Origin of the sequence: Vibrio sp. 1F169 (assembly GCF_041439605.1) — a bacterium.
Taxonomy (GTDB): Bacteria; Pseudomonadota; Gammaproteobacteria; order Enterobacterales; family Vibrionaceae; genus Vibrio; species Vibrio tasmaniensis_A.
Window position 1 is genome coordinate 1 of sequence record NZ_JBGOOI010000090.1, and the last position, 14,158, is coordinate 14,158.

Consider the following 14,158-nt stretch of genomic DNA (forward strand, 5'->3'; position numbering starts at 1 on the left):
CAACGGTATGCTAAGAACAAAAATGCCGTTCACTCTTAAGTGAACGGCATTAAACCTCTGTGTTGGTCTTTTTGTTTCTAGGGCAGGCTAAACACGAATAAACTTATTATAAATTATCTGTTTGTACCTATACTTTTATATCCTAGAGTCAGCCAACACTCCTTGAATCAAAGCGTGTTGTTGTATAGGCTACTCCAAACAGCATATAAAACTCATCACCAAATTCGATGATATCGAAGGACTAACAATGAAAAGACTCGGACTTTTAGCCGTTATCGCAGCCGTATTTACCGCAGGTTGTGCTTCAAATACTCAACAAGACAACTTCCGTGAAGCCTCTTTTGAGCTGTGTAATACTGAAGTCGATATCTACTCTGTAAGCCATGATGAAAGAGTACGTATCGTCTGTTCTGATGGTTCTAAATTCGCTTTGAACAGCGAAGATACACTAGAAGTAATGCGTGATATCAACATCGACTACTGCGATGGCGAAGGCTTAGGCAAATTCAACGAGAGCCGCAGCTACTACTCGTTTAGATGTAAGTCAGGTACTTTACTGAGCATCAAAAAGTAAAACCGATACCAACAAACATCAGCCCTTTTTAGTACCTGCCTTTCTGTATTTTCAGATAACCCAACGCTCATACCGACGAACACAAAAAAGGCTCCCAACAGGAGCCTTTCAAATCGTATTTTTCAATCAAATAGCTTTAGTTCAAGGAAAAGGCGCGGAGTTTACGAATGTAAATGAGCACCTTTGACACAGAAATTAAGCTATTTGAGCCAGAAAAATTAAGCGTAAACAGGTAGACGCTTACAGATTTCTAATACTTTTGCTTTAGTTGCTTCGATAACAGACTCATCACCCATGTTATCTAGGATGTCACACATCCAACCTGCTAGCTCTTTCGCGTCTGCTTCTGAGAAACCACGACGAGTGATAGAAGGAGAACCGATACGGATACCTGAAGTAACGAACGGGCTACGTGGATCGTTTGGTACTGAGTTCTTGTTCACTGTGATGTTAGCTGAACCTAGTGCTGCATCAGCCTCTTTACCTGTGATGTCTTTGTCGATTAGGTCAACTAGGAACAGGTGGTTCTCTGTAGAACCTGAAACGATGTTGTAACCGCGTGCTAGGAATTCAGCAACCATTGCTTTTGCGTTAGCAACAACGCGAGCTTGATATTCTTTGAACTCTGGCTCTAGAGCTTCTTTGAACGCTACTGCTTTACCAGCGATAACGTGCATTAGAGGACCGCCTTGGCCGCCAGGGAATACTGCTGAGTTTAGCTTTTTGTAAAGATCTTCACCTTCGTTAGAAAGAATAAGACCACCACGAGGACCAGCAAGCGTTTTGTGCGTTGTTGTTGTAACAACGTGAGCGTGTGGAACTGGGTTCGGGTAAACGCCTGCAGCGATTAGACCGGCAACGTGAGCCATATCTACGAAGAAGTAAGCACCTACTTTGTCAGCGATTTCACGCATGCGCTTCCAATCACAAACTTGAGAGTAAGCTGAGAAACCACCGATGATCATCTTAGGTTTGTGCTCGATAGCTAGCGCTTCCATCTCTTCGTAATCGATTTGACCTGCTTCATCGATACCGTAAGGGATGATGTTGTAAAGCTTACCAGAGAAGTTTACTGGAGAACCGTGAGTTAGGTGACCACCGTGCGCTAGACTCATACCTAGAACAGTATCGCCAGCATTCAGTAGTGCCATGTATACAGCGTTGTTTGCTTGAGAACCTGAGTGAGGTTGTACGTTCGCGTATTGAGCGCCAAACAGTTCACATGCACGTTCGATTGCTAGAGTTTCAACTTTATCTACGAACTCACAACCACCGTAGTAACGCTTACCAGGGTAGCCTTCAGCGTATTTGTTTGTAAGTTGAGAACCTTGAGCTTCCATTACACGTGGGCTTGTGTAGTTTTCTGAAGCGATAAGTTCGATGTGCTCTTCCTGACGAAGAGTTTCTTCTTGGATAGCTGCGAATAGGTCCGCATCGTAATCAGCAATGTTCATGTCACGCTTAAGCATCTGTATCTCCTGACTCAGATTGTACTGAAAGTTTCAAAAAAACCACACAACGACCGAAAGCAAACGTTTCCGTCACCGTTTTGATGTGACGCATTCTACATAATTTGATCTAGGTCATAAAGAGCTAATTGCAATTTTATCATGCAGTTTTTTCATAATCACATATAAGATTCATCATGGTTATTAAGCTTATCCAACCAAAGATGACGCTTACTGTCAATTTTACGCTTTACACCCTGTAAAACGCAGATTACATAGGTTTACCTTAATTTTGCCCCTCAAGCTACCGAAAGCTAAGGTTTTTCTCTACTATGCACGCCTTTATTGGTTAGGTAATTATTAAAACGATGGAAAAACACTCACGTAAAGAAGATTGGGTAGCTATTCTCACTGGCACGTTTTTAGTGGCGTTAGGCGTCTTCTTTTTACAGTCAGCGAACCTGCTTACCGGTGGTACTACTGGCTTGGCTCTGCTTTTGAGTCAATTCTTACCTGTAACCTTCGGTATTTTGTACTTTGTGGCCAACTGTCCATTCTATTTATTGGCATGGAAACGATTTGGCCGTAGTTTTGCCATTAGCAGTGCAATGGCTGGTGCGTTAGTTTCTGTGTTTGCCGATCATTTATACCTCGTTATCTCACTAGAAGTTCATAACGAGATCTACTGTGCTGTTGCCGGTGGCTTATTAATGGGCTTAGGTATGTTAATCCTATTCCGTCATCGCTCCAGCTTGGGTGGCTTCAACGTATTATGTTTGTTCATCCAAGACCGCTATGGCATCTCTGTAGGTAAAACTCAGATGGGCATTGATGCCTGTATTCTGTTTGCTTCTTGCTTCTTCGTATCGCCTTGGGTAATTGCCGTTTCGGTATTGGGCACCGCAGTATTGAACATCGTATTGGCAATGAATCACAAGCCTACTCGTTACTCGGTGAATTACGCGTCTTAATACCCATCCCCCTATGAATTACTAGCTGTTTTTAGTAACAAAAACAGCTAGAATTTAGGTTTTATAAACCGTCGCCTTTTCTATGCAAGATTACCTCTCCAGCGCCAAAGACCAACAAGCCTCTATTTATATTGAAGGCTTGGAGTTCAACCCCAACACACGAGTCTTAAGCTGCGACGAGCAGGTCATTGATTTAGAGCCTCGTTCTATCGAGCTCTTAGAGTTATTTCTTACCAGCGTTGGTCAACCGCTCGCCGCCGAGCACATCATTGAATCTGTCTGGCAAAGCAACTTCATTTCCAAAAATGTTCTGACCAACCGAATCAGTACCTTACGTTCAGTACTTCAAAAACACCTGCCTGATAGCGACGCAACCAAAATACTAGTGACTTACCCACGTAAAGGCTATTTTCTAAACCCAAACTCGGTTAGTTTTGCCGCGACCTCCCCTGAAACTGCACCGAATGATGCAGAACTGGAATCTCCAGTCAGTCAAGAAAGGAATAGATCTAATCCAGTTAACCCTTGGTTAGTCGTGGTGTCTTTGGCTTTGCTGATCAGCACTGCGGTAATGAGTTACATGCTTTGGCAATCTCCCACTCGCGCTTCAGAAATTGAACGTGACCAACGATTGATTCCTAAGGTCGAGCTTCTCCTGAACCGATTGGATGCCATTGGTGAGAATTCCAGAAAATACCGAAAAGTCGTAAAAGCATTATTACTTCAACAGCAGATTGAATACGCCTACACCGATCTTGCTAACCAAGATGCGCCAAGCTACTTCCTTGACCCTATTGATAGCTCTCCCTTCTTTCCGGGCGCAAAGAACATGCGTACCAGTGATTACCTGCTTAACATTCAGCTCAAAGATCAAGAAGTGGACAAACGCCTTATCGCAAAGATAAGCCTGATTTACCCAAACTCAGGGAAGCTCGCATTTGGTGGTGTTTACTCTATTGATGTCAATAATATCAGCAGCAGCCTTATGGAGATCAACCGAGAGCTAGCTAACTACTTTGCACTGCCAGCACCATTACCGCCAGAATGGTCAGTCGACAATGCCGAAGTCAGCGAATTGCTAAGTGGAAAAGCCATAGCGCTGGATGACATCAAGCTCAATACCATGACGTCGACTCTGATTGCGCGTCAACTTGCGCTATTTGAAACAGATCAGAAGAAGCTCGTCGCGTTCACTAACCTTGTTCAAACTCGTTTTAACCGACTACCAGACGAACTGAAGCTGTGGCTTGGTATCATTCATTTCAAACTAAGAGACCTGCAAACCGCAAAAGAGCTTCTTACCAATACCTCAGGCAACTCTAAGATCGAAAATGCGTTGGTTTATATGATGGTTTCTCATATCGCTTATAAGCAAGACAACATGGAGAAGTTTCGCCTGAACTACATGGAGTCTCTAGTTGCCTTATTGAGAGTGGTTCCATCCGAAGATCTATTCGCCCGGCTATCCAAACCAGAATCAAAATCAACCTGCCTGCAACCTTGGAAGAGCTTGAAGCTAAGCGTTAAAGACCCACTTATCATAAAACAGTGGGAAAGCTTAATGCTAAATTACTGCACAGCTGTTGGGCAACAGTTCTCAAATCAAAACAAAAAACCATTTAAAATAAACAACTTAAACATAAATTAAGATCTTATGTGACTTCGTTTTTTGCCCTATTTACTCTTCAAACAATAACATTCCTAAAAACATAGAGCCCACCAAGGGCTTCCAACTTTAGGAATGTTCAACATGAAAAAAACAATGACCCTGCTAGCGACCTCTCTCTTTGCTCTCTATGGTTGTGGCGGCTCTTCTTCTGGTTCAACAGATGGTAATAAAGGTCCAAACAATCAGGTTGATTACCCGATTGAGAGCTCTGCATTTTCCCCGAAACCAGAAACAACATTGGGCTACTCATTTACCACAGATGGTCAGGCTGAAGGCGTGATGACAACGAACTTCACTCCTGTAAGCGGTGAACTCATTATTGCAGGGTTAAAAGAAGAGGCCGGCAATGAAGAGGTCGTTCAAGTTATCAATGACCTGATCAATTACGGCATCACCGAATTTTATGTTTCTGAAGACATCATGACGAATGCTGAAGGTACACAAGAAGACGGCAGCATTTATTTTGCAGGTCCGGACCGTGGGTTACACGAAATCACCAACGCTTACTTCATTGGTAGCCAATACATCACAAGAATGATGTACAGCAGCCCAATGTTCCGTTTGAAAGGAACAGACGTAAAAGAGAGCAACCCGATCATTGATATCAGTGAGGAAACCGTTTCGTTACAAGTCACGTTAGATGGCGAAGCAGTCGCTAACATGCTAAATGACTTTGAAGATCACTCGTGGGTAGCAAGCCTTCCAACTGACGCCTCGTGCCGAGTCACATGGCAACAACAGATTGAAGAAACAGGCGAACGTAAGAGTTTCAAGATCTCTGATAAATCAATCGAAGCTGCGAACCTAACAGAGAAAAACACCTACAACGTCAACTGTGAAGGCATGGATTCCGCAGAATTTGGCACATCATCAGAGCGCTGGTTCAACCCAAGCATCGGCTTAATTGAACAGATTGAATTGATGTCTGTAGAGCAATCTACTATTGAAGAATCAGCAGCGATACTGACCTCAATTAGCTAGCCTGGACTTAGATTCACTAAACCTAAGCTTAACCGTGAGCTAACCGCAAACAATAAAAAAGGCTTTGGGAGCACTCCAAAGCCTTTGTTCAAACCTAAATCTTTAGGGGGAACTGAGAATTAGGTTTATTGAAATAGTAACGAGGCTAATCTTCAATCAAGAGAATACGAGTCTCGTAAGGTCGCAAAACTTGATGATGAGACGCCACTAAACTCTCGCTCACTTGATAATTAGACAACAAGCTCTTAGCCTTCGCCATCTCAAAACGTTCAGGTAAAACGCATTCAGCCTCTTCACCATAATAGTTATTAATGCACAGTAGAGTTTGCCCTTCACTCTCACGAACATACGCAAATACAGATGAATGCTCAGGCAATAGATCTTGATAGCTGCCATCCGTAATCACCGGTAGCTGTTTACGTAACTCAATCAAAGCCTTGTAGAAGTAAAATACAGAGTCTTTATCTTCCAGCGCTTGCTCGGCGTTGATTTCCGTGTAGTTATTCGCCACATCAAGCCATGGTTGAGCTTGTGAGAATCCGGCGTAAGGCTCACTGTTCCACTGCATTGGCGTACGAGAGTTATCACGAGACTTCTGCGCTAAGATCGCCATCATATCTTGATGAGCCACACCATCACGGTTAACCATGATATCGTACATATTGGTACTCTCTACATCATGATACTGACTAATCTCGGTGTAACCTGGGTTGGTCATGCCAATCTCTTCACCTTGATAGATATAAGGTGTACCTTGCATCATGTGCACAGAAGCAGCCAACATTTTAGCCGACTCAACACGATATTGTTGATCGTTGCCCAAGCGGCTCACGACTCTTGGTTGGTCGTGGTTACACCAGAATAGTGCACCCCAACCTTTTCCGTTCAAGCCAGTTTGCCAGTGGTTAAAGATTGACTTGAGCTGTAAGAAATCGAACGGCGCATTGGTCCACTTCTCACCATTGGTGTAATCAACCTTGAGGTGGTGGAAGTTAAACACCATTGATAGCTCGCTGTTATCAACGTTTGAGTATTTCTGACAGTGTTCCAACGTAGTTGAAGACATCTCACCAACCGTCACGCTGCCGTATTTCTGGAATACTGCTTCGCTGATCTCTTTCAGGTATTCGTGCACTCGTGGGCCGTCGGTATAGAAACGGCGACCATCACCGATATCATCATTAGGGAAATCTTGCTGCTTTGAAATCAGGTTGATTACATCTAAACGGAAACCATCGACACCCTTCTCAGCCCAGAAGCTAATAACATCTTTCACTTCTTCACGTACAACCGGGTTCTCCCAGTTAAGGTCGGCCTGTTCTTTTGCGAATAAGTGTAGGAAGTATTGTCCAGTCTCTTCATCTAATTCCCATGCATTACCACCGAACTTAGACTGCCAGTTGGTTGGTGCTTGACCGTTTACTGGGTCTTTCCAGATGTAATAATCACGGTATGGGCTGTTTTTGTCACCCAGTGCAGACTGAAACCATGCATGCTCTGTTGAAGTATGGTTTACCACGATATCCATCACGATACGGATGCCACGTTGATGCGCTTCAGACAGTAACAAGTCGAAGTCTTCCATGGTGCCGAATTGAGGGTTAATCGCGTAGTAGTCTGAAATATCGTAGCCATTATCGATCATAGGAGATGCGTAAACAGGGGTTAGCCAAATCGCATCCACGCTCAAGTTTTTGAGGTAATCCAGTTTCGAAATGATCCCTTTGATATCGCCAGTACCTTTACTGCCACTGTCACAAAAGCTCTTTGGGTAGATTTGATAGATGGTTGCGGTTTTCCACCAGCTTTCATCATGTTCAGTCATCGCCATCTCTAACACTCACTTACCAGAAAATATAAAATAAAAATCACCATGCAAATCATGGTCGAATAGCCGTTATGACTAAGATAAAAAGCGATAACTCACATTGGAGTCATCGCTTATTAAATGCATTACGCGTTCGCGGTTTCTAACTCACCCTTGGATTGGGCTCGCTTGTAGAAGAACAGGGTTAGCGTGATAGGCAATACTATCGCCACTAGCATCGCGACTAAGTAAATCGACCAATATTGAGGTTGAATCGATAAGATGCCCGGCAAGCCACCAACACCGATACCATTCGCCATCACACCTGCGCTGCCACAAATCGCGGCTGCAACAGCACTACCAATCATTGCGCTCAGCATTGGGAATTTGTATTTAAGGTTGATGCCGTACATCGCTGGTTCCGTCACACCTAAGTACGCAGAGATTGCCGCTGGTACCGAAATGTCTCGTTCGCCTTCGCGCTTACTCAAAATGATGATGCCGACAACCGCTGAAGCTTGTGCAATGTTTGATAGCGCAATCAAAGGCCAGATTGGTGTGCCACCTAAGTCTTGCATCAGTTGTAAGTCCACAGCGTTGGTTGTGTGGTGAATACCCGTGATAACCAAAGGCGCGTATAGGAAGCCAAAGACCACTGAACCAAGAATCGCGAAGTCACCTGTCATTGCCACTTTGGCAGCGAATGCCACACCATCACCCAACATGCGACCGAATGGACCAATAAAGGCGTGAGCCAGAATCACAGACAAGATGATCGAGACAAATGGCACGACAACTAGGTACAGATAAGAAGGTACAATGCGCTTAAGGTTGGTCTCAATAAAAGCCAGAGCCACGCCCGCTAACATCGCAGGGATCACCTGAGCTTGATAACCGACTTTCTCAATCACGAACAAACCAAAGTCCCACACCTCAGGTACCGATTTACCTATCATGTAAGCGTTCATCAATTGTGGGGAAACCAAGGTCACACCGAGCGTGATACCCAAAATAGGGGTTCCGCCGAGTTTCTTAACCGTTGCCCAACACACACCAACCGGTAGGAAGAAGAAGATCGCTTCGCCAATCAACCACAAGAAAGAATGAACGGTAGCCCAGAATTGGCTTATCTCAACCAAGGTTTTGCCGTCGAACATGCGAATGTCGCCAATCACATTACGGAAACCAAGAATCAAACCACCCGTAATAATGGCAGGTAGCAGTGGTACGAAAATTTCGGCTAAATGGGAGATACCACGCTCAAGGAAGTTCATGTTCTGGCGAGCCGCTAGTTTCGCCTCATCTTTTGATGATGCATCTTTACCGGTTTGCTCAATAAGAAGGGCGTACACCTCATCAACCTCGGTGCCAATAACCACTTGAAATTGACCTGCGTTAGTAAAGCAGCCTTTTACCAGCTTAAGCTTCTCCAATTCTGCTTTGTTCGCTTGTTCCGTATCATTCAATACAAAACGCAGTCGAGTCAGACAATGGCTGACACTCGCAATATTCTCTTTGCCACCGACTAACTCGATAAGACGCGCAACGTCTTGCTTCGCTATCTTACTCATACTACCCCACCCTGGTTTCATTCAATTACTCATCTAAACCATGCAGCGATAACCACTCGGATTTAGACTTATGGGAACATTCCCAATCACGGTTATTATAATGCCCACATGAATGATAAATTAAAATGGGAACAGTCCCATTAATTGAAAGAGATCACACTCTAATTTTAATCTAAGCGGTTCAATTTCGCTTGATTGAGTGGATTATAGAATAGGTGATTGAGTGTGATGAGAGATCTCTGCATTGCCTAAAAGCTGAGAGATCAATAAATTAGCGGCCAATTTACCCGCAGATTGATACCCAGGGTCAATACTAAATACTCGCGGAAACAAGAAGGAGAGAAGATCATTGCCACCAACACCGGTCACCACCACATCTTCACGTTGTAGTTCTTGCAGACGTTTGATTACACCAAGAGCCAATGTGTCGCTAGCACAAACAAGTGCTTGAGTGGTAGGAGTCAGTACCTCATCCACCAGCTGATACGCACTTTCATGATGAAGTTGGCCAGTACGATAATTGGCAATCACTCCAGCGCTTTCACACCACTCGAGATAGGCCTTAAGACGCAGTTCACCTGTTGATTTATCGCTAGGATCAACGCCAATGAAACCAACCTCAGAGATTCCCTGCTCTGCTAGATGCGTTAACGCACTATTGATCACCTGTTGGTTATCATAGTTAATCGACGTCACGTTCTCGGTATCCAGAGCAATCACCACCGCTTTGTGTTCCCAAGCTTCAATGGCAGGAATATCACAGTCAGTAAAGCCAAATACAATGATGCCATCTACATTGCGACGCTTGAGAACCTGCAGATGCTCATTGGCTTTTTCTCTATCAAGCTGACTTTCCATGATCACGACATCGTAATCCGCTCGATACAATTCGGCCAGCATCGTACTTACCGCTTTGTTTTCAGAGGGGGAATCCAGACGAGAGATGATGACACCGATGACTTTTTGACTGCCACCACGCATCGACTGCGCAGACTTCGAAGGCGTGTACCCAGATTCTTGAATGACTCTTTCCACCCTTTCACGGGTTTCAGGTTTTACTTTGGGATCATTGGTCAGAACACGAGATACGGTAGACTTACCAACACCGGACAGCTTAGCAATATCGAGAATAGTGAGTTTTTTGCTCATAAAAAGTCTGACGTTAAAGGGAAGAGAAAGAAAAAGTGAGGGCGAACTCCCTCACTTAACTGTTTGTAAATCCTAGTAGATAACTATGACCTACTTTCGGCAGTTTTTATAGATAACACGACCAAGTTCTAGACGTGCATTGTCACCTTTAGTTCGTAAAGTTACGCTGTTAATCAGTTCAGAGGTTCCATCATCTAAGATGTACTTCGTTCCTGAGCCTGCCGCTATTTGAGTGAGGCGATATTCATTCTCGGGTAAACGTAATACCGCTTTTTCATCACCAAGGTAAGCGACCTTAAATGAAGCGTCAGACTCACATTGATAAATCACGAATTGATCGTCCGATACTGCGCTCTCAGTCTCAGGAGCTGCTGATTTAGAGCATCCGAATAACGCTACCGTACATAGAGATGCTATCAACAATGCTTTCATACTGCGTTCCTCATCTTTATATAGTGAATAACACTTATATCTAAGTGAAAGAGACTTAGTGTCTTAACCTTTTAAGAATGCTGGTACATCTTTAATACTGTCAATCACGACACTTGCAAGCGCTTCACCTTTTTCAGTGATTGGCTTACCGGTTCTTACCAGTACTTTAGTGCCAACACCCGCCGCTTCTGCAGCCATCATGTCTTCAGCTTTATCGCCGATCATGACCGAGTTAGCCATATCAATCTTCAGAAAGTCACGCGCAGAAATGAACATGCCTGGCTTTGGTTTACGACATTCACAATCTTGTTTGTAGTCACCAACACCGTGCTCAGCGTGGTGCGGGCAGTAATAAATACCATCTAGCTCAACGCCGTTATCAACAAAGTTCCAATCCATCCACTGCGTTAGAGAAAGAAAACGGTCTTCACTAAACATGCCGCGAGCAATACCAGATTGGTTGGTCACTAACACCAATAAATAACCCATATCTTTAAACGCTTTCGCCGCTTCAAACACACCATCGATGTATTCAAAGTCATGTTCATCATGTACGTAGCCGTGATCAACGTTAATCACACCATCACGATCTAAAAAAACAGCAGGTTTAGACAAAATTCAGTTCTCTATCAGCTCTCTATTAATCATTAATTATTACACGCTTTATTTGCTTCATCACTATCTATTTAGTTTTGCGTTCGTTAACGATTTGTTTCTAGTTTAACTTCGCAACTCGCGTTTAGCCGTCTAGACGTAAAAATATCTATTGACTTAGATCATAGAACACCATAGCATCATCTGTAAATCGAGTGAGTCATCAATATATTATTCTGTTCTACCTGCACGGGTTTCTCTATGATTAAAGTGAATCAAGTCAATAAGGTTTTTTATCAAGGCACTAAAGAAATCAATGCCTTAATTGATATCAACCTCCACATTCCTCAAGGTCAAATCTTTGGAGTCATCGGCTCTTCAGGTGCAGGCAAAAGTACCCTTATCCGTTGTGTAAACATGTTGGAAGCTCCAACATCAGGTGAAGTGATTGTTGACGGTATCGACCTGACAAAACTCAGCAAATCAGAACTTAGCGAAGCACGCCGTAACATCGGCATGATATTCCAACACTTCAATCTGCTGTCTTCTCGTACTGTATTTAACAATGTAGCACTGCCTTTAGAGCTTGCTGGTAAAGATAAAGCTGCGATTGAAGCGAAAGTGAGTGAACTACTTGAGCTTGTCGGCCTATCGGATAAGCGTGATACCTACCCTGCGAACTTAAGTGGTGGTCAAAAGCAGCGTGTCGCGATTGCTCGTGCGCTAGCTTCAGACCCGAAAGTACTACTGTGTGATGAAGCGACCAGTGCTCTGGATCCAGCAACGACTCAATCTATTCTTGAGCTGCTACGTGAAATCAACCGCAAGCTACACATCACGATCCTACTTATTACGCACGAGATGGACGTAGTTAAGAGCATTTGTCACGAAGTCGCGATCATTGGCGGTGGCGAGCTAGTAGAGAAAGGTACAGTTGGCGACATATTCGCACACCCTAAGACAGAGCTAGCACATCAGTTTATTCGCTCAACGCTAGACCTATCTATCCCTGAAGATTATCAAGCGCGTTTGCAAGAAACTCGTGTTAACAGTAGCTACCCATTAGTACGTCTTGAGTTTACTGGTGCAACGGTTGATGCTCCGCTGATGACGCAAATTGCTCGTAAATTCAATATCGATGTCAGCATCTTAAGCTCTGACCTCGATTACGCCGGCGGCGTGAAGTTCGGCATGATGGTCGCTGAGCTGTTCGGTAACGAAGCCGATGATAATGCTGCTATCCAATTCCTACGCGACAACAATGTAAAAGTAGAGGTGCTTGGTTATGTCCTTTAGTTTCAACGAGATTGCTGACTGGATCAGCCTTAACGGCAACCTTCTATTGGAAGCAACAGGCGAGACACTTTACATGGTTGCTGTTGCTGGCATCGTTGGTTTCGCTGTCGGTATTCCATTAGGCGTTATTCTACACACGACTAAAAAAGGTGGCCTGTTAGAGAACACCAAGCTAAACAAAATTCTTGGTGCGGTTGTGAACGTGGGCCGTTCTGTGCCTTTCTTAGTACTGATGGTAGCGATCATCCCTCTCACTAAGATGCTGATTGGTACCTTCATCGGTACAACCGCAGCGATTGTTCCGCTGACGATTGGTGCTATCCCATTCGTAGCTCGACTTATCGAGAGTGCACTACTTGAAGTACCAACAGGTCTAGTGGAAGCAGCTCAGTCAATGGGCGCAACACCCACACAAATCATCAATAAGGTTCTGCTTCCTGAAGCACTGCCGACTATCATCAACTCAGTGACGATTACGCTAGTGACTCTTGTGAGTTACTCGGCAATGGCTGGAACTGTGGGTGGTGGTGGCCTAGGTGATGTCGCGATTCGTTACGGATTTCACCGCTACGATGTGACCATTATGGCAGTAACAGTCGTCATGTTGATTGTGCTAGTACAAATTATTCAATCAATCGGTGATTCATTAGTTCGCCGCGTTGACCACAGATAACGACTTACAGACCAAAATCAAAGTCGTCTGAACCAAATTAAATAGATTTATTAAAAGGAGATTATTATGAAATTTAACCTTAAAGGTTTACTTACTATTGCAGCAGTAGCTTCAGCGCTAGTACTAGCAGGTTGTGGTGATAAAGAAGTCGATACTTCTAAGATCAAAGTTGGCGTAATGGCAGGTGCAGAAGCACAAGTTGCTGAAGTAGCAGCTAAAGTCGCGAAAGAGCAATACGGCCTGGATGTTGAACTGGTCACTTTTACGGATTATGTAACACCTAACGCAGCGCTAGATGATGGTTCTATCGACATCAATGCATTCCAACACACGCCGTACCTAGATCAGCAAGTTGCTGACCGTGGTTACAAGCTAACGGTTGCAGGTAACACTTTTGTTTACCCTATTGCAGGTTACTCTAAAGAAGTTAAATCGGTAGACGAAATCCAAGATGGTGCTCGTATCGCTGTACCAAACGATCCAACAAACCTAGGTCGTTCTCTACTGCTTCTTGAGCAGCAAGGTTTACTTGAACTTCGTGAAGGTGCAGGTCTTCTAGCTACCGTTCGTGACATCGTTGGTAACCCTAAGAACCTAACGATTGTTGAACTAGACGCAGCTCAACTGCCACGTTCTCTTGATGATGTGACGTTATCTATCATCAACACTACTTACGCGAGCTCTATCAACCTGACTCCACAAAAAGACGGCGTATTCGTTGAAGACAAAGATTCTCCATACGTGAACCTAATCGTTTCTCGTGAAGACAACCTAAATGCAGAAAACGTACAAAACTTCGTTAAAGCATATCAAACTGAAGAAGTGTACAACGCAGCTTCTGACATCTTCCAAGGTGGCGTAGTTAAAGGTTGGTAATCAGCTTAAATAGACACTTATAGATACCGAAAGGGGCTGACTCAATGTCAGCCCCTTTTTTAAGGTTCATCGCGGCTTTCCGGGGAAAGCCGCTTTTATCTTCAAGAAGAAGTAGTC

13 protein-coding genes are annotated in these 14,158 nt (G+C 44.0%); 7 read left to right on the forward strand and 6 right to left on the reverse strand.

Going from position 1 to position 14,158, the window contains the following annotated elements; all coding sequences use genetic code 11:
- Positions 1-247 precede the first annotated feature (247 nt).
- Positions 248-574 (forward strand): hypothetical protein, encoded by a 327-nt coding sequence (locus ACED53_RS20980; protein ID WP_017100777.1) that lies wholly within the window; start codon positions 248-250, stop codon positions 572-574.
- A 218-nt stretch (positions 575-792) separates the two neighbouring features.
- Here the strand turns inward: ACED53_RS20980 and glyA are convergent, their stop codons facing one another.
- On the reverse strand, positions 793-2,043 hold the full coding sequence (gene glyA / locus ACED53_RS20985) for a serine hydroxymethyltransferase (RefSeq protein ID WP_017072688.1): 1,251 nt from the start codon (positions 2,041-2,043) through the stop codon (positions 793-795).
- A gap of 347 nt (positions 2,044-2,390) precedes the next feature.
- On the opposite strand from glyA, the gene ACED53_RS20990 reads away from it, so the two are divergent.
- The 3 genes from ACED53_RS20990 (at position 2,391) to ACED53_RS21000 (ending at position 5,643) form a co-directional block, all read left to right on the forward strand.
- Positions 2,391-2,993 carry a YitT family protein gene (locus tag ACED53_RS20990; RefSeq protein ID WP_017100776.1) on the forward strand — a complete coding sequence of 201 codons (603 nt, stop codon included), beginning with the start codon at positions 2,391-2,393 and terminating at the stop codon, positions 2,991-2,993.
- 82 nt (positions 2,994-3,075) lie between these two features.
- Entirely contained in the window at positions 3,076-4,641 is a 1,566-nt protein-coding gene (locus tag ACED53_RS20995; protein ID WP_017100775.1) for a winged helix-turn-helix domain-containing protein, read from the forward strand.
- Between the two features lie 102 nt (positions 4,642-4,743).
- Positions 4,744-5,643 (forward strand): hypothetical protein, encoded by a 900-nt coding sequence (locus ACED53_RS21000; protein WP_017100774.1) that lies wholly within the window; start codon positions 4,744-4,746, stop codon positions 5,641-5,643.
- A gap of 145 nt (positions 5,644-5,788) precedes the next feature.
- Here the strand turns inward: ACED53_RS21000 and treC are convergent, their stop codons facing one another.
- The 5 genes from treC to gmhB all read right to left on the reverse strand — a co-directional run bounded on the left by treC (position 5,789) and on the right by gmhB (position 11,217).
- A complete protein-coding gene (gene treC / locus ACED53_RS21005; protein WP_032499206.1) occupies positions 5,789-7,474 on the reverse strand; it encodes an alpha,alpha-phosphotrehalase in 1,686 nt (561 codons plus the stop codon).
- 122 nt (positions 7,475-7,596) lie between these two features.
- Positions 7,597-9,021: a PTS trehalose transporter subunit IIBC gene (gene treB / locus ACED53_RS21010; RefSeq protein WP_032499209.1), complete on the reverse strand. Its 1,425-nt coding sequence runs from the start codon at positions 9,019-9,021 to the stop codon at positions 7,597-7,599.
- A 204-nt stretch (positions 9,022-9,225) separates the two neighbouring features.
- Positions 9,226-10,170, reverse strand: coding sequence for a trehalose operon repressor TreR (treR, locus tag ACED53_RS21015; protein WP_012604622.1), 945 nt, complete (start codon positions 10,168-10,170; stop codon positions 9,226-9,228).
- A gap of 90 nt (positions 10,171-10,260) precedes the next feature.
- The gene (locus ACED53_RS21020) at positions 10,261-10,602 is read right to left on the reverse strand and encodes an MliC family protein (protein WP_012604623.1); all 342 of its coding nucleotides are present in this window, start codon (positions 10,600-10,602) and stop codon (positions 10,261-10,263) included.
- A 63-nt stretch (positions 10,603-10,665) separates the two neighbouring features.
- Positions 10,666-11,217, reverse strand: a complete 552-nt coding sequence (gene gmhB / locus ACED53_RS21025; RefSeq protein ID WP_017100771.1) for a D-glycero-beta-D-manno-heptose 1,7-bisphosphate 7-phosphatase — start codon at positions 11,215-11,217, stop codon at positions 10,666-10,668.
- 240 nt (positions 11,218-11,457) lie between these two features.
- Between gmhB and metN the strand changes: the two genes are divergently transcribed.
- The 3 genes from metN to ACED53_RS21040 all read left to right on the forward strand — a co-directional run bounded on the left by metN (position 11,458) and on the right by ACED53_RS21040 (position 14,041).
- Positions 11,458-12,492 (forward strand): methionine ABC transporter ATP-binding protein MetN, encoded by a 1,035-nt coding sequence (gene metN / locus ACED53_RS21030; protein ID WP_012604625.1) that lies wholly within the window; start codon positions 11,458-11,460, stop codon positions 12,490-12,492.
- Entirely contained in the window at positions 12,482-13,165 is a 684-nt protein-coding gene (locus ACED53_RS21035) for a methionine ABC transporter permease (protein WP_009847449.1), read from the forward strand. The genes metN and ACED53_RS21035 overlap by 11 nt, the downstream gene beginning before the upstream one ends.
- 66 nt (positions 13,166-13,231) lie before the next feature.
- A complete protein-coding gene (locus ACED53_RS21040) occupies positions 13,232-14,041 on the forward strand; it encodes a MetQ/NlpA family lipoprotein (protein WP_069591676.1) in 810 nt (269 codons plus the stop codon).
- Positions 14,042-14,158 lie beyond the last annotated feature (117 nt).